At 45.1% G+C, this 24,929-nt stretch carries 17 protein-coding genes; 13 read left to right on the top strand and 4 right to left on the bottom strand.

The window, feature by feature from the left end:
* Nucleotides 1-32 precede the first annotated feature (32 nt).
* From SNR34_RS18525 to SNR34_RS18510, 4 genes are all read left to right on the top strand, one after another.
* Nucleotides 33-1,643: an ABC transporter substrate-binding protein gene (locus tag SNR34_RS18525; RefSeq protein ID WP_339272804.1), complete on the top strand. Its 1,611-nt coding sequence runs from the start codon at nucleotides 33-35 to the stop codon at nucleotides 1,641-1,643.
* A gap of 98 nt (nucleotides 1,644-1,741) precedes the next feature.
* Nucleotides 1,742-3,223 carry a glycoside hydrolase family 32 protein gene (locus tag SNR34_RS18520; protein ID WP_486179895.1) on the top strand — a complete coding sequence of 494 codons (1,482 nt, stop codon included), beginning with the start codon at nucleotides 1,742-1,744 and terminating at the stop codon, nucleotides 3,221-3,223.
* A 19-nt stretch (nucleotides 3,224-3,242) separates the two neighbouring features.
* Complete coding sequence (locus tag SNR34_RS18515; protein ID WP_486179894.1) at nucleotides 3,243-4,139, top strand: ROK family protein; 897 nt, start codon at nucleotides 3,243-3,245, stop codon at nucleotides 4,137-4,139.
* 276 nt (nucleotides 4,140-4,415) lie between these two features.
* On the top strand, nucleotides 4,416-8,084 hold the full coding sequence (locus tag SNR34_RS18510; protein WP_486179893.1) for a GH32 C-terminal domain-containing protein: 3,669 nt from the start codon (nucleotides 4,416-4,418) through the stop codon (nucleotides 8,082-8,084).
* Nucleotides 8,085-8,103: 19 nt separating this feature from the next.
* Here the strand turns inward: SNR34_RS18510 and SNR34_RS18505 are convergent, their stop codons facing one another.
* Complete coding sequence (locus SNR34_RS18505; RefSeq protein WP_486179892.1) at nucleotides 8,104-8,232, bottom strand: hypothetical protein; 129 nt, start codon at nucleotides 8,230-8,232, stop codon at nucleotides 8,104-8,106.
* A 59-nt stretch (nucleotides 8,233-8,291) separates the two neighbouring features.
* Here SNR34_RS18505 and hmpA point away from each other — a divergent pair, with 59 nt between their 5' ends.
* The 4 genes from hmpA (at nucleotide 8,292) to SNR34_RS18485 (ending at nucleotide 14,491) form a co-directional block, all read left to right on the top strand.
* Entirely contained in the window at nucleotides 8,292-9,512 is a 1,221-nt protein-coding gene (gene hmpA, locus SNR34_RS18500; RefSeq protein WP_486179891.1) for an NO-inducible flavohemoprotein, read from the top strand.
* A 518-nt stretch (nucleotides 9,513-10,030) separates the two neighbouring features.
* Nucleotides 10,031-10,855 carry a PRD domain-containing protein gene (locus SNR34_RS18495; RefSeq protein ID WP_486179890.1) on the top strand — a complete coding sequence of 275 codons (825 nt, stop codon included), beginning with the start codon at nucleotides 10,031-10,033 and terminating at the stop codon, nucleotides 10,853-10,855.
* Between the two features lie 161 nt (nucleotides 10,856-11,016).
* Nucleotides 11,017-12,987, top strand: coding sequence for a beta-glucoside-specific PTS transporter subunit IIABC (locus tag SNR34_RS18490; RefSeq protein ID WP_486179889.1), 1,971 nt, complete (start codon nucleotides 11,017-11,019; stop codon nucleotides 12,985-12,987).
* Nucleotides 12,988-13,003: 16 nt separating this feature from the next.
* The gene (locus tag SNR34_RS18485; RefSeq protein ID WP_486179888.1) at nucleotides 13,004-14,491 is read left to right on the top strand and encodes a sulfatase family protein; all 1,488 of its coding nucleotides are present in this window, start codon (nucleotides 13,004-13,006) and stop codon (nucleotides 14,489-14,491) included.
* A 345-nt stretch (nucleotides 14,492-14,836) separates the two neighbouring features.
* Here SNR34_RS18485 and SNR34_RS18480 read toward each other — a convergent pair whose 3' ends face one another.
* Nucleotides 14,837-15,655, bottom strand: a complete 819-nt coding sequence (locus tag SNR34_RS18480; RefSeq protein ID WP_236412328.1) for an AraC family transcriptional regulator — start codon at nucleotides 15,653-15,655, stop codon at nucleotides 14,837-14,839.
* A 318-nt stretch (nucleotides 15,656-15,973) separates the two neighbouring features.
* Here SNR34_RS18480 and SNR34_RS18475 point away from each other — a divergent pair, with 318 nt between their 5' ends.
* The 3 genes from SNR34_RS18475 to SNR34_RS18465 all read left to right on the top strand — a co-directional run bounded on the left by SNR34_RS18475 (nucleotide 15,974) and on the right by SNR34_RS18465 (nucleotide 20,227).
* Nucleotides 15,974-18,166 carry an alpha-galactosidase gene (locus SNR34_RS18475; protein ID WP_339272796.1) on the top strand — a complete coding sequence of 731 codons (2,193 nt, stop codon included), beginning with the start codon at nucleotides 15,974-15,976 and terminating at the stop codon, nucleotides 18,164-18,166.
* A 26-nt stretch (nucleotides 18,167-18,192) separates the two neighbouring features.
* Nucleotides 18,193-19,641: a PTS transporter subunit EIIC gene (locus SNR34_RS18470; RefSeq protein ID WP_236412332.1), complete on the top strand. Its 1,449-nt coding sequence runs from the start codon at nucleotides 18,193-18,195 to the stop codon at nucleotides 19,639-19,641.
* Nucleotides 19,642-19,723: 82 nt separating this feature from the next.
* Complete coding sequence (locus SNR34_RS18465) at nucleotides 19,724-20,227, top strand: PTS sugar transporter subunit IIA (protein ID WP_343260183.1); 504 nt, start codon at nucleotides 19,724-19,726, stop codon at nucleotides 20,225-20,227.
* 248 nt (nucleotides 20,228-20,475) lie between these two features.
* On the opposite strand, the gene SNR34_RS18460 is transcribed toward SNR34_RS18465, so the two are convergent.
* Together SNR34_RS18460 and SNR34_RS18455 are read right to left on the bottom strand one after the other, a co-directional pair.
* Nucleotides 20,476-21,480 carry a HAMP domain-containing sensor histidine kinase gene (locus tag SNR34_RS18460; protein ID WP_486179887.1) on the bottom strand — a complete coding sequence of 335 codons (1,005 nt, stop codon included), beginning with the start codon at nucleotides 21,478-21,480 and terminating at the stop codon, nucleotides 20,476-20,478.
* A gap of 70 nt (nucleotides 21,481-21,550) precedes the next feature.
* Nucleotides 21,551-22,228: a response regulator transcription factor gene (locus SNR34_RS18455; RefSeq protein WP_339272781.1), complete on the bottom strand. Its 678-nt coding sequence runs from the start codon at nucleotides 22,226-22,228 to the stop codon at nucleotides 21,551-21,553.
* A gap of 302 nt (nucleotides 22,229-22,530) precedes the next feature.
* Here SNR34_RS18455 and SNR34_RS18450 point away from each other — a divergent pair, with 302 nt between their 5' ends.
* Both SNR34_RS18450 and SNR34_RS18445 read left to right on the top strand, forming a co-directional pair.
* Nucleotides 22,531-23,496, top strand: a complete 966-nt coding sequence (locus tag SNR34_RS18450; protein ID WP_486179886.1) for an alpha/beta hydrolase — start codon at nucleotides 22,531-22,533, stop codon at nucleotides 23,494-23,496.
* A 138-nt stretch (nucleotides 23,497-23,634) separates the two neighbouring features.
* The gene (locus SNR34_RS18445) at nucleotides 23,635-24,591 is read left to right on the top strand and encodes a poly(ethylene terephthalate) hydrolase family protein (protein ID WP_486182488.1); all 957 of its coding nucleotides are present in this window, start codon (nucleotides 23,635-23,637) and stop codon (nucleotides 24,589-24,591) included.
* Nucleotides 24,592-24,929 lie beyond the last annotated feature (338 nt).

Here is a 24,929-nt window from a genome sequence, read left to right as displayed (position 1 = left end):
TGGGTCCAACAATATACCATGGAGGTCACATCATGAAAAAAGTGAAAACATCCAAAAAAGCCATTACAGCGGCATCCCTTTCCATGTTGTCCGCCGTCTTTCTGCTCTCGGCCTGCGGCGGCGGGGACGGAGGAGGAGCAGCGAGCAAAGCCCAATCCCCCGACGGAAAAGTGACATTGAATTTCATCACGCAGAGCTCTCCGCTGGCTCCGGCCGATCCGAACGAGAAGCTGATTAACAAAAGACTTGAGGAAAAGACCAACGTGCATATCAACTGGAAGAACTATACGAGCGACGTGTTTGCGGAAAAAAGAAATTTGGCGGTCGCCAGCGGAGATTTGCCGGATGCCATTTTTGACGCAGGTTACGGGGACTATGACCTCCTGAAGCTGGCCAAGGACGGGGCCATCATTCCGCTCGAAGACTTGATCGAACAATACATGCCTAATCTGCAAAAGGTGCTGGCAGAGGCTCCCGAGTACAAGAGCATGATCACGGCTCCGGACGGGCATATTTATTCGTTCCCATGGATCGAGGAGCTCGGAAGCGGCAAACATCGGATACAGGCTGTGGATAACTTGCCCTGGATCAATGTCGAATGGTTGAATAACCTGGGACTGAAGATGCCGACGACCACCGAAGAATTGAAAGACGTGTTAATTGCGTTCAAAACGCAGGACCCGAACGGCAATGGGAAGGCCGACGAGATTCCGCTGTCTTTCATTAACAAGCCGGGCGGAGAAGATCTGACATTCCTCTTTGCCGCATTCGGACTCGGGGAGAACTGGGATCACACCGTGGTGACCAACGATGGAAAGGTGGTCTTTACGGCAGCCGATGAGGGATACAAGGAAGCGGTGAAATATATCCATGAACTGGTCAAGGAAGGTCTCGTGGACGTGGAAGCCTATCAGCAGGATTGGAATACGTATCTGGCCAAGGGGAAAGACCACAGGTACGGCGTGTACTTCACTTGGGATAAAGCCAACATTACGGGCATGAACGATACCTATGACGTTTTGCCTCCGCTTGCCGGCCCTGATGGAGAGGTCAATGTCACAAGAACGAACGGGATCGGGCTCGACCGGGGACGAATGGTCATCACGAGCAGCAATCAAAATCTGGAAGCGACGGCGAAGTGGGTGGACCAATTGTACGATCCGCTCCAATCCGTGCAAAACAACTGGGGAACGTATGGCGATGAGACGCAGCAAAATATTTTTGAATTCGATGAAGCCAAGGGCATGCTGAAGCATCTGCCGCTGGAAGGGGCTGCACCCGTCGAGCTTCGGCAAAAAACGAGCATTGCCGGACCGCTGGCGATTCTCGACAGTTATTACGGCAAATACACGACCAAACCGGAAGATGCCGCCTGGCGCATGGAACTTCTGGATCGGGTGATGGTTCCGCATATGAAAGCGGATAACGTATATCCAAGCGTATTTTTCTCGATCGATGAGCTCGATCGCCTGTCCACCATCGAGACTGATCTGTTTGCTTATGTGCTGCGCATGCGCACGGAGTGGTATCAAAACGGAAAAATCGAGCAGGAGTGGGATGCTTATTTGAAGGAACTCGATCGTCTCGGGCTGCAGGAATGGCTGCAAATCAAACAAGCGGGATATGACCGCAATACCCAATAGAACAAACTGGACGCGGAGGCTTTGCCATACATGGCTCTTGGCTGAGTCAAGGTATCGGAGCCTCCGGCAACCTGTTTGATACAAAGGAGAGAACCAACATGTCTACAATATCAACTTCCGATTACCGGGGCATCTATCATTTCTCACCGAAGGAGAAGTGGATGAATGATCCCAATGGCATGGTATTTTTTAAAGGCGAGTATCACTTGTTCTATCAGCATCATCCGTTTGGCACAACGTGGGGTCCGATGCACTGGGGACACGCCGTGACCAAAGATCTGGTCGCCTGGGAAGAGCTTCCTGTCGCCTTGTCGCCGGATGAACACGGCATGATCTTTTCCGGCAGTGCTGTGGTGGATTGGAACAATACATCCGGATTCTTCGACGATGAGCCGGGACTGGTGGCTATTTTTACTCATCACCTCGAGGTGCCGAACGGTGATCCGATTCAGCGGCAGAGCCTTGCGTACAGCAAGGACAACGGCCGAACGTGGATCAAATACGAGGGCAATCCGGTATTGGAGCATGAATCGATCGTGGATTTCCGTGATCCGAAGGTGTTCTGGCATGAGCAGACCAAGGGATGGGTGATGATTGTTGCTTGCGGCCAAACGGTATGCCTGTATCGTTCTCCCAATCTGAAAGATTGGACGCTGGGCAGCGAATTCGGCGCAGGCATCGGTTCGCATGACGGCGTGTGGGAGTGTCCGGATCTGTTTCCATTGGCAGTGAACGGGGACGCAAAACAGGAAAAATGGGTCATGCTTGTCAGCATCGGTGCAGATCCTGCTTTCAAAGAAGGCTCCCGGACCCAGTACTTTACCGGAGATTTCGATGGGTCGACATTTGTTCCGGACGACGCTTCCCATACCGTTCGCTGGATAGATCATGGCCGGGATAACTACGCAGGAGTCAGTTGGTCCGACATTCCGGCAGAAGACGGCAGACGCCTTTTCATGGGCTGGATGAGCAACTGGATGTATGCCAACCAAACGCCAACAGAAGGTTACCGCGGCGCCATGACGATTGCCCGGGAGCTGACTTTGGAGATGAGGAACGGAGAAGTTACCTTGATTCAGCGCCCTGCCCGCGAGCTGGAGCAAGCGAGAACGCCGATTTTGACCTTGCAGGACGTATCGATCCGGGAGACGAATGCGCAGCTGAACGCTTTGCAGCTAGTACACTATGAAATTGAGGCGAAATGGGCTTCCGAGTTCTCTGTTCAATTTGCATTGAGAAGTAACGCGAGTAACCAAACGGTCGTTGGCATTGATGCAAGTCAGGGTGAAGTGTACGTCGATCGCAGTCGATCAGGCATCGTCGGTTTCCATGAACATTTCGTGGGACGTCATGCAGCGAGTGTTCAAGCAGTGGATGGGGTTCAACATTTGCGCATCTATGTGGATTCTTCATCGGTTGAGGTATTTGCCCACGATGGTCAGGCCGTGGTTACCGATCTGATCTATCCGGATGCAGAGGCCAAGGGAATCTCTGTTCATGCCGATCATGAAGACCTGGTCTTTTCATCCCTGCATATCTACGAATTGTCTCCCATAAAGGGGAACGGCAAACGGAACTAAAGGAAAGGCGGACAGGTAAATGCGTATTGGGGCCATAGAAGCGGGCGGAACGAAATTTGTATGCGGCGTAGGCAACGAGCGAGGGAGCGTGGAAGACTGGTGCAGCTTTCCGACGGAGCATCCCGAGACCACGCTTGCCAGGGTGTGCGATTATTTCAGGGATAAAGGAGTGGACGCGATCGGGATCGGTTCCTTTGGTCCGATCGATTTGCAACCGGATAGCCCTACGTATGGTTACATTACGACAACCCCCAAGCCGGATTGGAGCAACTGCAATGTTGTCGGAGCCTTGAAACGTGAATTCCCGGTTCCCTTCGGATGGGATACGGATGTGAATGCAGCGGCACTCGGCGAGATGACATGGGGAGCTGCACAGGGGCTGGACAACTGTGCGTATTATACAATCGGCACAGGCGTTGGCATCGGGTTGATCGCCGGAGGAAAAAGAGTCCACGGGTTGCTGCATCCGGAGGGTGGACACGTGCGAACAAGGCGGCATCCGAAGGATCGCTTTGCCGGCATTTGCAAGTACCATGGCGATTGCCTGGAGGGACTGGCCGCGGGACCTGCCATTGAAGCTCGCTGGCAGAGCCCTGGCAGCGAGCTTCCGAGCGACCATCTGGCATGGGAGATCGAATCCTTTTACATTGCCGAATCCATTACGACGACCATCCTGCTGCATTCGCCGCAGAAGGTGATCCTGGGCGGCGGGGTCATGCAGCAGGATCATCTGTTTCCCATCATCCGGAAGCAGGTTGTGCAAAATCTGAATGGGTATGTAAACATGCCGGAAACGATGCATCATATCGACCGATATATTGTCCCTCCCGGATTGGGACAACGCGCAGGCTTGTGCGGTGCGCTAGCCTTGGGCCTCGAAGCGCTTGAACAAGCAGCGGCAGCTTCATCCTTATAATCGTAAGCACGTCCCGGAAAGGACGGATGCGGATTCGCTTATTTGCATAAGGGAGTGCACCGTCCTTTTTGGGCTATAGTCTTTACCATCAGGAGAAATGAGGGGATGCTCATGAGATTCATTTTCAGATCTATTGGCTGTGTTCTTTTATCATGTGTCCTTGGTTCCGCTTCCGTGGAAGCGTATTCAACACCTTCCGCTGTAGACAAGGTTGCTATGCTGCAGAGAGAACCAGCAGTCAAACGGTCAGATATACCACATACGGAGGCGGTTCAAATGATGACTGACGTGTCCGGGGCAGCAACGAATTTGTCCGGTTGGACCTTGCACGGCAAAGGCACTCTTGAGGATACGAATGAAGGACTTCATTTGGCTTCCGATGCGGAGGAGAATGCAATGGCCTTATCGGCCACGCGGGCCGATGATTTTGTGTATGAAGCTGACTTGATGATCAAGGATATGAATGCAGATGCCAGCCTTGTTTTTCGGGCTGATGATACGGGTTGGTCTTCTTATATGCTGCAGGTGGTTCCTCAGGCCGGTGTGATCAGACTAAGGGATGCCGGCGGAAAGTCGGGATCATTGTTTGAAGAGCATTCGGTAAGCGTGGAACTCGGGGGGATTTATCATCTGAAAGTGAAGGCGGTCGGCGAGAGTCTCCAGGTTTTTTGGGATGGCCGATACGACCCGGTGATTGATGTAAAAGACAGCGCCTATGCATCAGGGAAACTGGGGCTCCACGTATGGGACGGATCAGCCTTGTTCCAGAATGTTCAGGTCAGTTCCATGAACGGTAACCTGGGCAAGCCGATCCACAGTACCGGTGACTGGCAGCCTGATGTGAAAGGATTAAGAGGTAAAGGAACCGTTCAAGGGAAAACGCGGATGATTTACGAGAAAACGGCAGGTGATGTCGTATATGAGGGAAACATGTCTCTGGCAGCCCCGACGTCCTCCGCGGCATTGTTATTCAGATCAAATGCGGACGGGACAGAGGGATATGAAGCGGCCCTCATCAGGGAAGGGGACGGAGCTCGCGTGCAGCTTCGAAAAGCCGATGGTACCGTACTCGCGAGCTCGGATCGCAAGTACCCAAGTCAACCGGGAGCAAGACATCATATCGAAGCGGTCGTCTTCGGCAGTCTGATCAAGGTGTATGTGGATGGATACGCGGCTCCGGCGATTGAAGTCACGGATTCAAGCTATGCTGATGGATATGCCGGACTGGTTGTTGAACAAGGCTCGGCTTATTTTCAGGACGTGTATATGACGGAAAAGTCGATGTATTACACGGAAAAATACCGCCCCCAATATCATTATTCTCCGATGCGGGGATCGGCAAGCGATCCGAACGGGCTGGTCTATTTTGAGGGGGAGTATCACTTGTTTCATCAGGATGGAGGGACCTGGGCGCATGCCGTCAGTACGGATCTTATAAAATGGAAGCGTTTACCCATTGCCCTGCCATGGAATGATCTGGGTCATGTATGGTCAGGGTCAGCGATTGCCGATCTGCACAATGCCTCCGGCCTGTTCTCGGATTCCGGCGGAAAAGGCCTGATTGCGTATTACACATCCTATCATCCGGATAAACCCGGCGGCAATCAGCGCATCGGTCTCGCATACAGCACGGATCAAGGACGGAATTGGCAATACGCTGAAGACCGTCCGATCGTCATCGAGAATCCCGGCAAACATGGCGAAGACCCGGGCAGTTGGGATTTCCGTGACCCGAAGGTGGTTCGGGACGAAGATCACAACCGCTGGATCATGGTGGTTTCGGGCGGGGACCATATTCGTTTTTTTACCTCAACCAATCTGCTTGATTGGACGTTGACGGATAACTTCGGATACGGGGAGTACGTTCGTGGAGGTGTATGGGAGTGTCCTGATCTGATTCAACTGCCTGTAGACGGAACGGATCAGCGTAAGTGGGTGCTTATGATCAGCACGGGAGCTAATCCGAAGACTCAGGGATCGGATGCGGAATATTTTATAGGCGAACTCACCGCTGAAGGGAAATTCCTGAACGATCATCCGGCGGGGAAAGTACTGCGAACGGATTTCGGCAAGGAGTTTTACGCGTCGATGTCATTCGCGAGCATGCCGGATCAGCGCAAAGTGATGCTTGCGTGGATGACGAATTGGGATTATCCGTTTGATTTCCCAACCGCCCCTTGGAAAGGTCAATTGACGATTCCGAGAGAAGTCTCTCTCCGGACAACGGATGAAGGAGTTCGTCTGGTGCAAACGCCCGTCGCTGAACTGCGGGCACTGCGGCAAAATCTGTACAGTGCACAACCATTCAGAGTTGGACCGAAATCGCAGAATCTGCTTCAAGGTCTGGCTGCGGGAGCGTACGAAATTGAAGCTGAATTGGAAATTCCGCCAGGCAGTTCTGTAACCGAGTTTGGTTTTCACCTGCGCCAAAGGGAAGGGCAAAAAACGACAGTGGGCTACAAGGCCGAAAAGCAGATGATGTTCGTGGATCGCACCAATTCGGGGGATTCGGGTTTCTCTGGTTTATTCACCAAAGTTCATGAGGCTCCATTACAACCTGAACATAACCGAGTAAAGCTTCGCATATTTGTCGATGAATCTTCCGTTGAAGTGTTCGGCAATGACGGCAGAGTTGTTTTCTCGGATGTCATTTTTCCGGATCCGGCTGGAAGGTCGATGGCGTTCTACAGCCTTGGTGGAGATGTGAAGGTCGTTTCAATGAATGTGTACGCCATGAACAATATCTGGAGGGAGGGCATGTCCTCCAATCCGCGGGTTGTTGCGGATACGCAGAGAAGAACGATGAATGTTGGACAGGACATAAGCCTTTATGCTTCCGTTGAGGGCGGGTCAGGCAAAGGGGCTCAACCGTTGAAATGGACCGTAAGCGATCCGGAAGTCGTGAACGTCGTTTATGCCGACAAGACGCATGCTACGATTCGTGCCGTAGGCAAGGGAGAAGCTTGGGTGACGGCTTCGACGGCCAACGGCAAAGCTTCTGCAAAGATACCTATCGTAGTAACTGACGGCGAATTCCATACCAATTTATCCGGCTGGCAGGCGGATCGGCCCTCTGCCCAGTGGTTTGTATCGGACCATGGCATACAGGGAAGCGACCGCAGCGACTCACAGTATATTGCACAAGAGACGGCGGGAGACTTCCGATATGAGGCTGACATGCAGCTGGACCCGGAAGGAGGAGCCGGTTCCCTTCTGTTTCGGGCAAGCGAGGATGGACGAAGCGGTTATTACCTGAACATCGATCCCAACTTGCAGGCGATTCGTCTCTTTTATAAAGTGAACGGAGCCTTCGAGAATCGGCAGGTACTTGCCCGCGTTCCAAGATTCATTCGCGGTGGTCAAACCTATCGCATCCAAATTCAGGCGGAAGGTACTCGTATTCGGGTTGATGTGGACGGCAAGCAAATCATGGACGTTCAAGATGGCACGTTTGCAGAGGGTCACTTCGGTGTTCATACCTTTGGCGGAAGTGCGTCTTTCCAGAACGTGAACGCCTTTGATATGAAAAAAGCGGACTTGAAGACCGTGACGATTCGCAATGCAGGATATCCTGTTGCCATGCAATCCATTCCAACCCCGGAAGGCGAGGTCGTGAACGTGGGAGCCGAGACGGATCATGAAGCCGAGCGCTCGATGTGGATCCTTATGCCGACCGGCGACGATTCCGGCTCTTATTCGATCCGAACGATAAACGGGCTGTCGCTGGATTGGGATGTTGGGCAGAATCGTATCCAGCTTTACCCGTATCTGGGGTACCCTAATCAACGCTGGAACATTTCAAAAAACGATGATGGAACGATGCGCATTACAAGCGTGCACAACGGGAGTGTGCTCGGCGTGTCAGACGATGGTACAACGCTGGTGATGAATGAACCCCGTTTTGAGGATGAGCATCAAAAATGGAATGTAATACCCGGCCGTTGACCGACGCAAGTCAGTGGGTTCATTTCTGAACGAACTCTTTTGGCAATCCGATCAGATGGTAGGCGGCAATATCGCGTTGGGCTCCATTCATCCAATGGTTTGAAGGAAAGAAAAGAATGACGCTGTCCGTAGACGTATACCATTTCATGGGTTTGGAGAAGCTTTTAGCGTTTAACCCCAAATCCAGCTGAAGGAATGGTACGAGATATGCTTGATTCAAAAACAATAGACATCGTCAAATCAACAGCCCCTGTGCTGAAGCAGCACAGTGCTCAAATAGGAAAACGATTTTATGAACGGTTATTCACCAAAGCGCCGGAACTGAACAACATCTTTAATCAGACGAATCAAAAAAGAGGGATACAGCAAGAAGCGTTGGGTTATGTCGTTTATGCAGCCGGAGAACATATTACCAACCTGGATGCGTTGACTCCTGTTATCCGGCGAATTACGGAGAAACATCGAGCGATCGGAATCAAACCCGAGCAGTATGCCATCGTAGGCGAAACATTGCTCGAAGCTGTCCAGGATGTTTTGGGTGACGCTGCCACGGATGAAATTATTACCGCTTGGGGGAAAGCTTACAACTACATTGCGGATGCATTTATTCGGATCGAACAAAGCTTGTATGAGGAGACCGAGCATCAGTCGGGAGGTTGGGCCGATGACCGGACCTTTATCGTAGATCGAAAGGTTAAGGAGACGGAAGACGTTACCTCGTTTTATTTAAAGCCGCAAGATGGCCAAGCGATTGCCAAGTACAAGGCCGGCCAGTATTTGACGATAAAAGCAAACATACCGGGCGAAAAGTATACTCATATTCGCCACTACAGTCTGTCTGATGCTCCGGGAAACGATGTCTACCGAATTACCGTGAAGCGTGAAGATGCAAGTCATAACGACCCGGATGGAATCGTATCCAATTACCTGCATGACCATGTTCAAGTCGGCGATGCTTTACCATTTTCCGCGCCTGCCGGCGATTTCATTTTAACGACTGCAGACGCACCCCTTGTTTTGATCAGCGGCGGAATCGGAATTACGCCTTTGTTGAGTATGTTAAACACGGTTGTCAGGGAGCAGCGTGATCGTCAGGTAACCTTTATCCACGCAACGGCCAACAGCAACACACATGCCTTTAGGGAACACCTGCTTGAAATGGAGAAGAATCACCCGAATGTGAAGTCATTGGTATGCTACTCGTCTCCGACTCCGCATGATCGAGAATCACATAACTACGATGTAGAGGGACGAATAGATCTGAACGGGCTGCAATCCGTCGTTCCGTCCAAAAAAGCGGATTTCTATATCTGTGGTTCTATTCCGTTTATGGAATCCATGTATCGAATGTTGACAGAGTGGGGTGCGCATCAGGCTAACATCCATTACGAAGCATTTAGCCCCCTGGCTATGTTAGGCGAGGAATAGCATCGTGAAACGTTGATGGTTATATTTGGTTAAGACTCTGTTTCGTAACATTAAAAAAACAAATATCGAACTGGCGCCGGTCCTTGATCGGCGTTAGTTTGTTTCATTTAGGCGGGTTTAGTGGTGCATGCACTTCTTGTAGACGGATTGTGTTTAATAAAGCACCTTCTTGCCAAAATGAAATAAACTAGTTACCACTATGTATGCTCCACGGAATCTTAATGAACATGCCGCTGCCGTAGGTGCAGCTGTATTGAAGAAATTAGCAATGTAGTGATCTGTTATACTAAGTTTTCATTTGAGTATTTCGAATTTCTTTAGATCCCTTTTTGTAATTTTGGAAAAAAGCGTTTACACCTTTTGAAATTCATGATAGTATTCCTTTAGCAAAACTTTTAAATTAAATTTAAGAGGGTAGTTACTGACCTGTCAGGCTAGACCTTAACACTTTTATATGACTTTGAAAGAATTCATATAAATGTATTAAGGTCTATTTTGTGTTACTAAGGGGCGATATTTTGGAAATCAAAAAAATTTTAAACAACAACGCTGTTTTAGTCGCTGAAGCCGGAAAAGATTATATTTGGATTGGCGCCGGTCTAGGTTTCCAAAAAAAGGTTGGCCAGCTTGCCGAGAGGGACAAAATTGAAAAGGTTTTTGTGCTTGTCGAAGAAAAGGCAACCGAACGATTTATAACCATGCTGGAAGACATCCCGGTGGAATTTGTGTCGCTTGCTGATGATATCATCAAGTTCGCCAAGGAAAAAACCACGCCCGAAATAAGTGAGACGATTTATATCTCTCTGACGGATCATTTGTACAATTTGCATAAGCTTCATAAAGAGGGGATAAAGATTACAAACAGACTCTCTTGGGAAATCAAGCGATTTTATCCGAAGGAATTTGCTGTCGGGGTATATGCATTGGCATTGATCAAAGAACAGCTCGGATTAGAGCCGGCAGAAGATGAAGCGGGAAATATCGCAATGCATGTGATCAATGCCCAATTGAATGAAGATTTCACTAAAACCGAGGATGTTCAAGCCATTTCCAAAAAAATCAGAGAAATTTTAGCGATCATCCGGATGCATAACAAAATGGAAATTAATGAGGAAACGTTGGCTTTTGACCGCTTTGTTACACATCTGAGGTTTTTCTTCAAGCGTTTGGAAAATTTGGAGCGAAACAATAAAACGAATCCTTTATTGGAACACTTTGTGGAAAAATATGTACAAGCTTATGAAACGATGAAATTAATCGAGAAATATTTGAATGTTGCTTTAAATGATGATGAGCAATTATACCTAGCGCTTCATATTCAAAAGTTAATAGATCATGAATAGGGTTGTTACTGGTAATGCAGGCAAGACCGAACAGACTATGGAAGTTGATGTTCGTCTTGCTTTTTTGTACCCTCCATGGGGCAAGATGAACAGACTTGAGAAGTCTATGTTCGTCTTGCCTTTTTTTATACATTACAATACTGCGAAGGGAAGTAAAGTTTATGAGCTATCATGATTTGGCGAAAGATATTTTGGAAAAAGTGGGCGGAAAAGAGAATATTAATTCCGTTACCCACTGCATCACGCGCCTTCGGTTTCAATTAAAGGATGATAACAAAGCGCAAACGGAACAAATTAAAGCGACCCAAGGCGTCGTTACCGTTGTACAAAGCGGAGGACAATATCAGGTTGTTATTGGAAACCATGTGCCTGACGTTTATAAAGAGCTTGTTCAGGTCTCAGGTTTGGGAGAAGGCGCTCCCTCCAATCAAGAAGAACAGGGCGAGAAAAAAGGATTATTCAGCCAATTCATCGATTTGATTTCCGGAATATTTACGCCTGTGATTAGCGTTCTAATGGCTTCAGGTATGATCAAAGGCATAACCTCATTGCTGGCAGGTTTAAATATTCTGGATAAGGACTCGGGAACGTATCTTGTTCTGCAAGCAACAGGAGATGCATTCTTTTATTTCTTCCCGCTGTTCCTCGGATATACGGCGGCCAAAAAATTTGGCGCTAAACCATTTCTCGGGATGACTATCGGGGGAGCATTGGTTTATCCAACCTTGGCGAATTTGGCGAAAACAACCGCCGAGCCTTTATATACGTTGTTTACGGGAAGTGTTTTTGAATCTTCGGTCCATATCACGTTTGCTGACATTCCCGTTATTCTGATGAACTATTCCAACAGCGTAATTCCGATTATTTTGGCGGTTTATTTTGCAGCCAAGCTTGAAAAAATGCTCAATAAGATCATACCGCAAGTGGTTCGCGGTTTCCTTGTTCCGTTCTTTACATTGATCATTACAGTGCCTTTGACATTTCTGATTATTGGTCCGATCGCTACTTGGGCCGGTCTATTGCTGGGTAATGTGATGTTTGGCTTGTACCATTTCAGTCCAGTTCTTGCAGGCATTTTGGTCGGCGGTTTCTGGCAAGTATTTATTATGTTTGGCCTTCATTGGGGTTTCGTACCCATTGCGCTTAACAATATTGCCATTCATGGATATGATGTCATCATGTTGGCGGGATCGGCGACTCCGCTTGCAACGGCAGGCGTCGTGTTGGGCATTTTCTTGAAAACCAAAAATAAAAAGCTTAAAGAAATTTCTTTCCCTGCCTTTTTGTCTGCCATCTTTGGCATTACGGAGCCTGCATTATACGGGGTGACTTTGCCTAGGAAAAAAACGTTTATTGCCACTTTGGCAGCTACAGCGATCGCTGGTGCAATTTCCGGATTTTTTGGATCAAAGTTTTTCACTGTCGGCGCCACAGGCGTGTTTGCCATTCCGAACGCCGTCAACCCGAATGCGGGGATTGATCAAGCATTTATTGGTTACGTCATTTCAGTAGCTGTAGCTTTCGGGGTGGGACTGCTTCTTTCTCTGACCGTGGCTTACGACCCAAAAATGGATGAAGACGATGCAGCGGTACCGACATCTCCGGCAAACTCTCCTGAAAAGGAGAAGCGGGAGAAGGAGCACGCTCGTCCAATCAATGCAGAATTGGGTGAAAATACGTTTTATGAGCTGACTTCCCCAATCGCTGGACGAGTTTTGCCGTTGGCTGAAATCGAGGATGAAGCATTTGCGCTTGAGTTAATGGGTAAAGGGGCTGCAATAGCACCTGAAAAAGGAGAAGTGGTGGCTCCGGCTGATGGAATTGTGACAACGATTTTCCCTACGAAGCATGCGATCGGTCTCACCACGGACAGCGGGATTGAAATGTTGATTCACATCGGCATGAACACCGTTGGATTAAAGGGAAAATATTTTGATGCTGTGGTCGCTCAGGGAGATCGCGTAAAACAAGGTCAACTGCTGGTAACCTTTGATATGGAGCAGATCGAAGCTGCAGGATATTCCCTTGTAACCCCTGTAATCGTATCTAATACGCCAGAACACCAGTGGGTAGAAGCAACCAAAGAAAAAACAGTGACTACCTCGGATGTTCTAATCAATGTCGTTAAATAGTTAAGGAGGAATACATGTGAAAAAAAATATCTTTATGTTTGTTGCAGACCAAATGCGTAACGATTCCATGGCTCATATGGGAAATCCGGCTTCCATTACTCCGAATTTGGATGATTTAGCCCGGGAGGGAGTATCCTTCGAGAACGCTTATTGCCAAAATCCAGTGTGCGTACCTTCCAGAGGAAGTTTTTTGTCCGGCTTGTATCCTCATGTCAATGGACATCGAACCATGCATTACTTACAACGTGAAGACGAACCTAACATTCTGAAAGAAATGAAGGATAACGGGTATGAGGTGATCTGGATCGGCCGCAATGATGTTGTTCCCGGGGATCGTAAGAAGACGAATTATTGCGATGAGTATTATGACGGTGTCCGTGATGAGAATACAAGAGATGCAGAAAATAATATGATGAATCATCATGCCGAAATGAACGAAGATTCGAAAAGACTTTATGATGAAATGTTATCCGGAGATACGTATTACTCCTTTTACATGGGTAAGCTGCCTGACGGGGAAGGTTACGGTAAAACGGATTGGAACTGCGTGAACAAAGCGCTGGAATACCTGGAACGTCGAAGCAAAGAACCATCCGATAAACCATTCTTTGTATATTGCACGTTGTCTTTCCCGCACCCGCCATATGCGTGTGAAGACCCTTGGTACTCCAGCATTGATCGCGCGAAGTTGCCACCCCGCCGGCCTAATATCAAGGATATTCCTAACAAGGCAAGCATGCTCTACGGCATTAATTCGAAACAACAATTAAACGGTTGGACGGAAGAACGATTTGATGAATTGCGTGCGACGTATCTGGCCATGGTATCGCGTTTTGACTACCAATTAGGATTGGTCAGACAAAAACTGAAAGATACAGGAATGTATGATGATACCAATCTCATTGTCTTTAGCGATCATGGAGATTATACTGGCGATTACACGATTACCGAAAAAGTCCAGAATTGTTTCGAAGATCCGATCTCCAACGTTCCGTTGCTTATAAAACCGGCTAAAGGGACTCCTGTTGCGCCGAGAATTTCCAGTGCGCAAGTGGAATTGCTGGATCTCCCGGCCACCATAGCGGAAATGGCGGAATTTGAGCTGTCATATACCCAGTTTGGCAAGTCTTTGCTGAATGCTGTTGCAGGAAGCGAAGAACATAAGGATGCCGTGTTCTGTGAAGGGGGCAGAATCCATGGCGAGAAGCAGGCTATGGAATTGGGTCATGGGCCGGAATCCCCATACTGGCCGCGTCTATCCACACAGTACAGCGAAGGACCGGAACATACCAAAGCCGTCATGTGCAGAATGGGAAAATACAAATATATTATGCGTTTATATGAAAACGATGAGCTGTATGATCTTGAACTTGATCCGATGGAAATCGACAACTTGGCCGTGAAGGAAGAATATCAGGACATCGTGCAGCGGATGAAGAATCGGGTCGGCCAATTTTATATGGAAACGACGGATTTTGTGCCGAACAAAAGAGATAAAAGATAAGAAGTTTTTAAGCGAACGCTTCGCTTCTCCAGATTGGTTCAGCCTCTCCGTTAACGTGTGTATTCATGATGGATGTGAAGTAAAGTATTCTTGGTGCCCGTTAAGGGGCCAGGAATACTTCTTTTACCATTGTAGAGATAGGGACTAAAATACATTTCACCATCAAAAATTGAGGAATGAAATCATGAAACAGATTTCGGTATTGATTAAACCGGCTTCGTCTTTGTGTAATTTCCGCTCGAAAATTGAAGATATCAACTACCAAAGCTCTATTCATCCTTGTAAGAGGGAAAGTTTTCATGAAAAGTCGCTAAATTAGCGACTTTTTCGTTTTGAGGCAGCTTTCTAAAGCAGCATATTTCTAAATTCTGATGGTGTGCAATTTTTTGCCTTTTTAAAATTTTTGGAAAACAAAAGGACATCGTTATATCCGACCGACCTGGCGATATCTCCAATTTTGAGTGAAGTATTGGTCATTAAATAACATGCTTTTTCAATTCTAAGATGGAGTAAAAATTGCTGGGGAGACTGATGAATGTATTGCTTAAACAGACGATGCAAATAGGAACGATCAATAGAAATGTGTCTAGCGACATCATTTACCGTAATATGATGTGCATAATTCTGATCAATGAAATGCAATGCATCTTCAATATACTTCTGTTGTTTTACTTCACTAGGGACTTTGATATTCGGGTAAAGTTCACACAATTCATACAAAAATTCATAAAGTTTTGCCGTCAATAAAAAGTCTCTGTTCGAAGTCAGGGACGTCAGACTTAGAATACGATGCATACAATCAGCCAGATTGTGCGTTTGATCAAAACTAAAGATCGGATGATCTATAGATAAACTCGTTCGAAGCAAATATTCTTTTGCTTTTATTCCACTAAAACCAATCCAAATATATTCCCAAGGATCATCAGCATCTGCTTCATAATAAATTAAAACGTTCGGCTCTATCAAAAAAGCTTCTTGTTGTTCGAGGTGATAAATTTTGTCATTAACTTTAAAAACACCTTTTCCTTTTAATACATAGTGAATCATATATCCGCTTCGAATCGCAGGACCATAAGAGTGTCCTCCCATACAAGCTTCTCTACCGCATGTGTACAAATTAAGATCCAGATTATTGCGGGAATGATTGGAGAAACTGGCGGCCATTCTTGTCACCTCTCTTTAAAACGCTGAAAAGTTATCACATTCTTTAATAGTCAGTCTACATTATTCCATATTCATTGTCCATTTAAACCATTAGAATAAAAGCATACTAATTATTGTATAGCAACTAATTCATTGTTTAATCCTAGGTAAAGCAATAACTAAAGCGCTATCTTTCATTACGTTGTTATATCGTTGTATTCGTTGTGAGATGATTCAAGCTGATTTGTAATTCCACATTTTTCTTTCTTACACAGCTTGGTTCCATCTATTCCCAAAACCTTATCAATTATAGTTTTAATAATATGCAAGGAGGATTCTATGGCAATCCACATTAATGGCGATCAACGGTTATTTCATTTACAAGGGAAAAATTCCAGCTATGTAATGCAGATCGTTCGTGATGGATATTTAGCTCATTTATATTGGGGAAAAAAAGTGAATACCTATCGTGGAAGCAACAAAATTATTTATATGGATCGAGGATTTTCGCCTAACCCGGATGCCTCTGATCGAACATTTTCACTCGATACGCTGCCCCAAGAATATCCAGCCTATGGAAATGGAGATTTTAGAACACCGGCTTATCAAATACAGTTAAATAATGGATCAACGCTGACGGATCTTCGTTACAAAGAGTACAGGACATATAAAGGAAAACCCAAGTTAAACGGACTGCCGTCTACTTATGTAGAGGACGAAGAAGAAGCAGAGACACTGGAGCTTATCATGGAGGATAAGTTGTTAGGATTGACTGTGACACTATGCTATAGTTTGTACCCTGAATTAGATGTGATCACAAGGTCGGCTCATTTTAACAATGAAGGAACACAACGCTTGAAGATCCTTCGGGCACTTAGTGCAAGTGTTGATTTTCGGGATGATGAGTACGAATTGATTACATTATATGGTGCTCATAACAATGAAAAAAATATCGTGAGGCGCAGCATTGTTCCAGGGATTCAACTGGTTGATAGCTGCCGGGGCGCGAGCAGTCCTCAACAAGCACCGTTTTTATCGTTAGTACGAAAAGGAACTGATGAGGATCAAGGGGAAGTGTATGCGTTTAACCTCGTTTACAGTGGCAATTTTACGGCTCAAGTTCAAGTGGATCCCTATCGCAATACGAGAGTGTCCATAGGTATTAATCCTTTTGATTTCTCATGGCTGTTAGAACCTGGGGAATTATTTCAAACTCCTGAAGTTGTAATGGCTTACACAGCAAATGGGTTGGGTGATATGTCCAGGATCTATCATAAGCTCTACAGTAAAAGATTATGTCGTGGAACATTCCGAGATAAGTTGCGGCCAATACTAATTAATAATTGGGAAGCTACTTATTTTGATTTTAATGCGGAGAAAATTGAAGAAATAGCTGTGGAAGCAAAAAAAGCAGGTATAGAGCTGCTTGTATTGGACGATGGATGGTTCGGAAAAAGAGACGACGATAACAGCTCACTTGGGGATTGGGTTGTCGATCAGCGTAAACTTCCAAATGGATTGCTGGACCTCGCAACTCGGATTTGTGATCTCGGACTGGAGTTTGGATTGTGGTTTGAGCCTGAAATGGTTTCAATAGACAGCGATTTATATAGAAAACATCCAGATTGGTGTTTACATGTTGAAAATCGCCCTCCCACACTAGGCCGAAACCAACTTGTTTTGGATTTAACCCGTGAGGAAGTGTGCGATTACATCATCGAATCCGTGTCCTCTGTTTTATCAAGTGCACCGATTACCTATGTGAAATGGGATATGAATCGACATATGACGGATTTGGGTTCAGCTGCTTTACCACCGGAACGACAACGTGAAACCGCTCACCGATATATGTTAGGTCTTTATAAAGTAATGGAAGCAATCACATCAAGGTTTCCTGATGTATTGTTTGAGAGTTGTTCTAGTGGGGGCGGGCGTTTTGATGCCGGTATGCTTTACTATATGCCTCAAACATGGACGAGTGATAATACCGATGCGATGTGTCGGTTGAAAATTCAATATGGTACAAGTCTGGTTTACCCGCCAATTACAATGGGAGCCCACGTTTCAACCGTCCCTAATCATCAAGTGGGAAGAATAACCCCGTTGGAAACAAGAGGACATGTCGCAATGGCTGGTAACTTTGGTTATGAACTGGACCTTACAACCATTACAGAACAAGAAAAAGAAGAAATTAAAAAACAAGTTGCTTTATATAAAGAGATTCGGCCAATTATCCAATTTGGAAGTTTTCATAGAATACTCAGCCCTTTTGATGGAAACGAAGCCGCATGGAACTTTGTTTCCGATGATCAATCGGAAGTCGTCGCGAGTTATTTCAAAGTGCTTTCGCAACCGGCTGCATCTCTTCGAACGATCAAATTTAAAGGGTTGAATCCAGATTTTATGTATAAAAATGTCGAGACTGGTGAACTGTTTGGTGGAGATGAGCTTATGCATGCAGGGCTCACATTGCCAAGGATTAAGCAAGACTTTCTAAGTATGTTCTGGAGATTTACAAAACATCCTAATTGAACAGTCAAGAGAGAGGGAAAAGATAAATGGAAGATAAGCATAAACAATACAGAGAAATTTCTGAAAACATCTTGAAGAACATAGGGGGAAAGGAAAACATCGCTGGAGTCACACATTGCGCCACTCGATTAAGAATCGTATTAGATGACAACGATAAAGCTGATTTAACAAAAGTGGAAAATATAAATTTAGTCAAAGGGGTTTTTATAGCAGGCGATCAACTTCAAATTATTTTTGGAGCCGGATTAGTAAACGATATTTATGCCGCATTCTCTAAGCTTACAGAAACAGAAAATATGTCTCTAAGTGACGTAAAGACAAAGGCTTCACAAAAGCAGAATTTTTTACAGAAAGCCATAAAATCTTTATCTGATGTTTTTATTGAGATTATGCCTGGAATTCTTGCAGCCGCATTATTAATGGGAATTACAGGTTTGTTGGGCCAACAAGGTTTATTTGGTGAGAAATCGGTTGTAGAAATGTACCCAGCTTTGCAAGGGATTAACCGTTTATTATCAATCGTATCATCTGGAATATTTACGATACTACCATTATTGGTAGTATATTCTGCAACCAAAAGATATGGCGGCAGACCTATTCTTGGTTTAGTGCTTGGTGCCATTATGCTTCACCCGAACTTAGCAGATGCTTATGAAGTCGCTAAAGGCAACGTTCAGCCTGAAACCATAAATATTTTAGGGTTGAACATCGAACTCGTTGGATTCCAAGGCGGCATTATCATTGCTTTGATGATGGGTTTTGTCGTTGCCAAATTAGACCAATTCTTTATTAAAAAAGTACCTAATATGATCAAACTGTTTTTAGCACCTTTGTTGACAGTATTTGTTTCTAGCGTATTGTTATTCACAATGATTGGACCGCTGGGCCGCGAATTAGCTCAATTCGTAACCACCTCATTATTATGGAGTACACAAAACTTGGGCATTTTTGGATATATGTTCTTTGCTGGTATTCAACAAATTATCGTCATTACGGGGTTACACCATGTTTTAGGTGCAGTGGAAGCACAGCTTCTTATAGATACAGGGAGAAACTTCATAAATCCATTAATGTCTGTTGCCTTATTTGGACAAGGAGGGGCCGTATTAGGGTATGTCCTTTTACATCGGAAGAATACGAAAGTAAAGGAACTTGGAATTTCAGCATTTGGCTCTGTGATCTTTGGCGTATCAGAACCAGCCATTTTCGGGATCACTTTAAAATATAAATTCCCGCTGATCGCTGGATGTATTGGGGGAGCGATTGCTGGTGGTTATGTGTATTTAAGCAAGCTCACTGCAATAGGATTTGGAACCACGGCTCTTCCGGGATTAGCCATTGCTTCCGCCGACAATCATGGGCATCTTAATTATATAATCGCACATTTAATCGCATTATCCTGTGGAGCAGTCTTCACAGTAATATATGGAAACATTAATCGAAAAAAGACTAAACTTAACTCTCAACAAGAATAGTACAAATGAAGAATGTTCCTTAATAGCCGCGTCGATTGCCAATAAACGAAGGAGATGTACGTAGATTTGGAGGGAGATTTACATGTTTCATTGGAGAAAAAACAAAAAGACAATTGATATGCTCAAGATTACAGCTCCAATTTCAGGCGCAGTATTAGCATTGAAACAGGTGCCTGATCCAGCCTTTGCAGGAGGCCACATGGGTATGGGAGTGGCCATAGAACCAACGGAGGGAAAGGTCTACGCTCCATTTGACGGGAAAATTGTCCATGTCATGGATAAAAGCAAACATGCAGTCATCATTGAACATAAAAGCGGTATCCAAATTCTTGTCCATGTCGGCATTGAAACGGTATCGCTAAAAGGAAATGGATTCACACTGTATGTGGAAAACGGTACTAAAGTAAACCAAGGACAACTGTTACTAGAATTTGATATTTCCGCTATTCAGGCAGCGGGCTTGTCAGTGATTAGTCCGGTCATTGTTCCGGATGGGCTGGAATGTGTAGACCATGTAGAGATACATGACATCCAGAAGCCTAAAGGCTCTGATGAGCCGATCATGACGGTGCATTTGAATTCATAATTAGACGAACTTTGTACTCGACGTTTTCACGGAAAGTACATGCCCCCTAGAGAAGGCAATCATCCGTTTATGGATGGAATCTGCCTTCTTTTTCGTTCATACATTTATAATTGTCGATTGTTTGCGTGCTCTATTATCTATATCGTAGTGGTAAAAGAAACAGGAAAGTCAACATAAGACACCTCTAAACGTATGTCGGATAAGTATCTTTATTTGCTGACTCCTCTTACGCTCCGAAGAGAAACCGGTTAATTAAAAGGAAGAATCACCTCAAATGTTGTGCCGGTGTCATCGGATTTTGCAACTCTAATTGTTCCGTTGTGCAAGGCAATGATTTTGTGAGCGATGCTCAAACCTAACCCATATCCAGGAGAGGCGTGTGAGGCATCTCCCTGATAAAATTTGTCGAAAATGTATTTTTGCTTACTCAAGTCGATCCCCGGGCCATTGTCATGAATAGAGATGCGGGTCTGTTGATCTCTTGATTCGATATCGATTTTGATCTCTGAATCCGAGGGAGAGAACTTGATTGCATTGTCCAGAAGATTGATCCAAACCTGGCTGAGCATATCTTCATTTGCTACAACCATGACTTCGGCTGAATCGAAGTGGAAACGAATGTTTTTAGCGGACCATTTCGAATCCAACAATACGACAGCATTTCTTATTTGTTCGGTTACGTTAAACAACGTCTTTTCCGTGATAATGGTTTGGCTTTCAATTTTGGTCAACTGAAGGACATTCGTGGCCAGTTCGGCAAGACGCTCCGATTCATGAATAATGATATCCAAATATTCATTGCGTTCTGCTTCCGACAAATTGTCTTTTTTCAATACCTTCGCATATCCCCTTAAAGAAACAATCGGCGTTTTGAATTCATGTGAAAAGTTATTAATGAAATCGGAACGCAGCATTTCAAGGCTCCCCAGTTCTTCTGCCATGTGGTTGAAACTTTGGTTCAATTTTTTCAGCTCTTTCGCCCCCTTGAGATGGATCCTGACGGCAAAATTTCCTTTGGCAAGCTCTTGGGAAGCACCAATCACTTCCCGGATGGGAGAGAGGGGGATTCGGCTAAAAATAAGCGACGCCAAAACACTGACCAAAACACTTACGGTTCCGAAATAAGCAATAAGCCATACCCCGCCTCCGGAATTCGGCTCGTCTGCTGGAGGCAGCGTGTAAAGCCCGATGTATGCTAGAAACACGATAATGATAAACGAAAGAAAAATGGATATGAGCAAAATAAACAACACAATGAACGTAAACATGAAAGTCAAACCAAAGCCGCGCAAGTAACCCTTTTCGGTAAAGTTGATTTTCTTTTTAATCACCGTGTTTAACCGCCTTATAACCAATGCCTCGAATCGCAATGATTTCGAATTCCGGATAATCGCTGAATCGCTTTCTTAGCCGGTTGATGTGAACATTGAGCGTAACATCGTTCGTCTCGGATTCCATGCCCCAAATTTCGTCCATCAACTGAATCCGGGTAAAAATTTTGTCGGGGTAAGATAGCAGCTTATATAACAAATAGAACTCTTTCTGCGGCAGCGTCTGCACGTCGTTCTCCCTCGTCACCGTTAATGAATCATATTGAAGCGTAATCTTCCCGATATGAAGCTTTCGCTCGTTAAGGATTTTGGCCCTTCTCAGCAAAGCCTTGATTCGAAGAAGCATCTCGTCTTCGTCCACAGGTTTGACCATATAATCGTCTGTTCCTGCCATAAAGCCTTTACGTTTGTCTGCAGGCAGATGTTTTGCACTGACCATAAGAATAGGGATATCATTCCTGCTCTCCCGAATCATTTGAGTCAGTTCGAATCCGTCCAGGTGTGGCATCATGATATCGAGCACAATCAGGTCAATATGCTGCTTGTCCAATATTTCTAGCGCCACCATGCCGTTCTCCGCCAAATATACCTCATATCCGGCAGAGCCAATAATGGTTTTCATTAATTTGGCCGTATTTTTATCGTCTTCTGCAACGAGGATTTGGAACATCACCCTCATTCCTTTCCTTGATGTGTATGCGTAACTTAGAACTGCATTCTATCATAAAGCACTGTTTCAAGTGAACAAAGTTCAATTCGTTTATAGTGGTTTATTTTCAGTTTATTTTTTCATGGTAATGTTTGCTCCAGCGCAAACAATTCATTAATATCTCGAGAATGAAGAAAAGGAGAAACGATGATAACCAAAAAACGTCTTGTCATTCTTGCCATAATTGCGGTAGCCGCATTTGTGTTAGGCAGATTAGCAGTCCGTCTGATGTTGGATCTGTTATTGGGAGGAAAATTATTCTGATGAAAAAAATGATGTGGATATTAACCTGCATTCTTACTTTTGTATTGGTTTTTTCCGGTTCGGCCTTCTTGAAACTAAAGTTTCCTACGTTTAGTAACCCATTACATGTAGACTGGAGTGATTCAGTCGGAACCATTTATACAGATTTAGAATATGGCAAAGAAGAATTGAACAAATATGACCTCTATGTTCCAGCAGATCATTCTAAAAAATCATATGGTCTTGTCGTTTATCTTCACGCGGGCGGATTTACAAGCGGAGATAAAAGTGACGATGCCGATATGCTTAAATATTTTACTTCTAAAGGCTATGTAGCTGCGGGCATCAATTATAGCTTACGCACCGATGAAAATACGGTTAACCTTTATCAAATGTCTCAAGAAATTAAGCAAAGTATACCTGTCATCAAAGAAAAGGCTGCTGAACTGGGGTATAACCTTGATGAAATGGCTATATCTGGGGGATCTGCTGGTGGAGCTCTTGCTTTACTTTATGCGTACCGTGATGCGGATTCCTCTCCAATTCCGGTAAAATTGGTCTTCGAAGGAGTTGGCCCTCCTAGCTTCGAACCATCCATATGGCTTGGTATCGATAATACCGATAGCCCATATGAATCTGACGAAGCTGCTGAAGCAAGTGCAGCTTTTGCCTCGATCATGACAGGGGAAAACATCACTGCAGAAATGATGAGAAATGGTGAGTACAAAAAGTACGTAGATGAAATTTCACCTTATACACATATTACCAAAAATTCCGTTCCAACATTAGCTGCCTATGGCACTTATGATAAAGTCGTGCCGTTCGGTCTAACGAAAAATCTGCTTGAAGCTCTAAAAGAAAATAACGTTCCCCATGATTTCATTGAATTTAAGCGTTCGGGTCACGGCTTACAAAATGATCCAAAAGAAGCAAAACTTTATTTTGAAAAAATCAATGAATATTTGGATAAATATATGCCGAATTAAGGGATGCAATTGTCGAAACATGATAATATCGAGTTTCCCACTCCGGATACGAACTGCAAAACGACAAGAAGCAATATCGCCTGTATCTCGAAAGAAAATGAACATGTAGGAAGATTAGGTGGCAATGGGGTGAAGTTTATGAAAATCTTTAAAAGAATATTGCTGATTGTGGTTCTCGTTGTTATTGCGGTAATTGTGGCGGTGCTTGCATTTCTTTCATATCGCAATGGACATTATTATAAATTTGTAAAGACCGACAAGCCCATCGAAGCACAATATACAGCACTTGGTACAAATAAAGTTTCTTATGTGGAATTTGACGCAGGTAATGATACCTTCAAAAAACATGAGATTTGGTATCCGTCCGAATTGAAAGAAAGCTCGTCTGCATATCCCCTCGTCATAATGGCAAACGGCACGGGGATCCCTGCTTCAAAATATAAAGCTGTGTTTAAACATCTTGCTTCATGGGGATTCATTGTTGTTGGCAATGAGGACGAAAATTCAAGAACAGGAGCATCATCGTCTGCAAGCCTTGATTTTATGCTAAGTCTGAATGAAGATCGCGAAAGTGATTTTTATAGTAAAATTGATGTGGACAACATTGGAATCGGCGGACATTCGCAGGGAGGCGTGGGGACAATAAACGCCGTAACCAATCAGGATAACGGCGGCTACTATAAAGTCATGTATACAGCAAGCGCCACTTCAAGCTACTGGGGACAGGACAGCGTATTCGGAAAGGAATGGAGCTACGACGTATCTAAGGTCAAAATCCCCTATTTCATGGTTGCTGGTACGGGATATTTTGATGCGGGAACTGCTGAAGATATAACGGCAACAGAAGGGCAAGGTATTACCCCGCTTTGGTCACTTAACCAAAATTATGCCAATATTCCCGATACGGTAATCAAAGTTATGGCAAGGCGCGTAAACACGGACCACGGCGATATGCTGAACCATGCTGACGGATATATGACTGCATGGTTTATGTATTGGCTGAAAGGCGATCAACAAGCGGGAAACGTATTTTTCGGTGACGATGCAGAGATCCTTACAAATGCGAACTGGCGGGATGTAGTGAGAAATCGCTGAATGCCACTAAATCCATCCCACCCATCCCTTTCAGTATAAAAAAATGTTTAATAACACATCTCACTCATGACACAGGATCCATATGAACGTTCCGTTCTAAATATTTTTCGAATGCTCCTGGCGCATATTAAGGCTCTTATCGTGAATTTCTTTACAATACCACTTGTAATGGGTTTGGAGGCGGCAAAACGGGTTGGATTTCAACGTTTGCTCTTTTCGATGCAAGGAAGACGATGAGCATGAGCAAACCTGTTTGCAGGCTTGCCCGACGTTTTCCTTTTCTTATCTAGTGACTGGACGGCGCTTTCATCATCGGTGACTTGAAATCACCGGATTTG

It is taken from the genome of Paenibacillus sp. XP01 (assembly GCF_057364885.1).
Note: the sequence above shows the minus strand (reverse complement) of the source record. Positions and strands in the feature narration are given on the sequence as shown.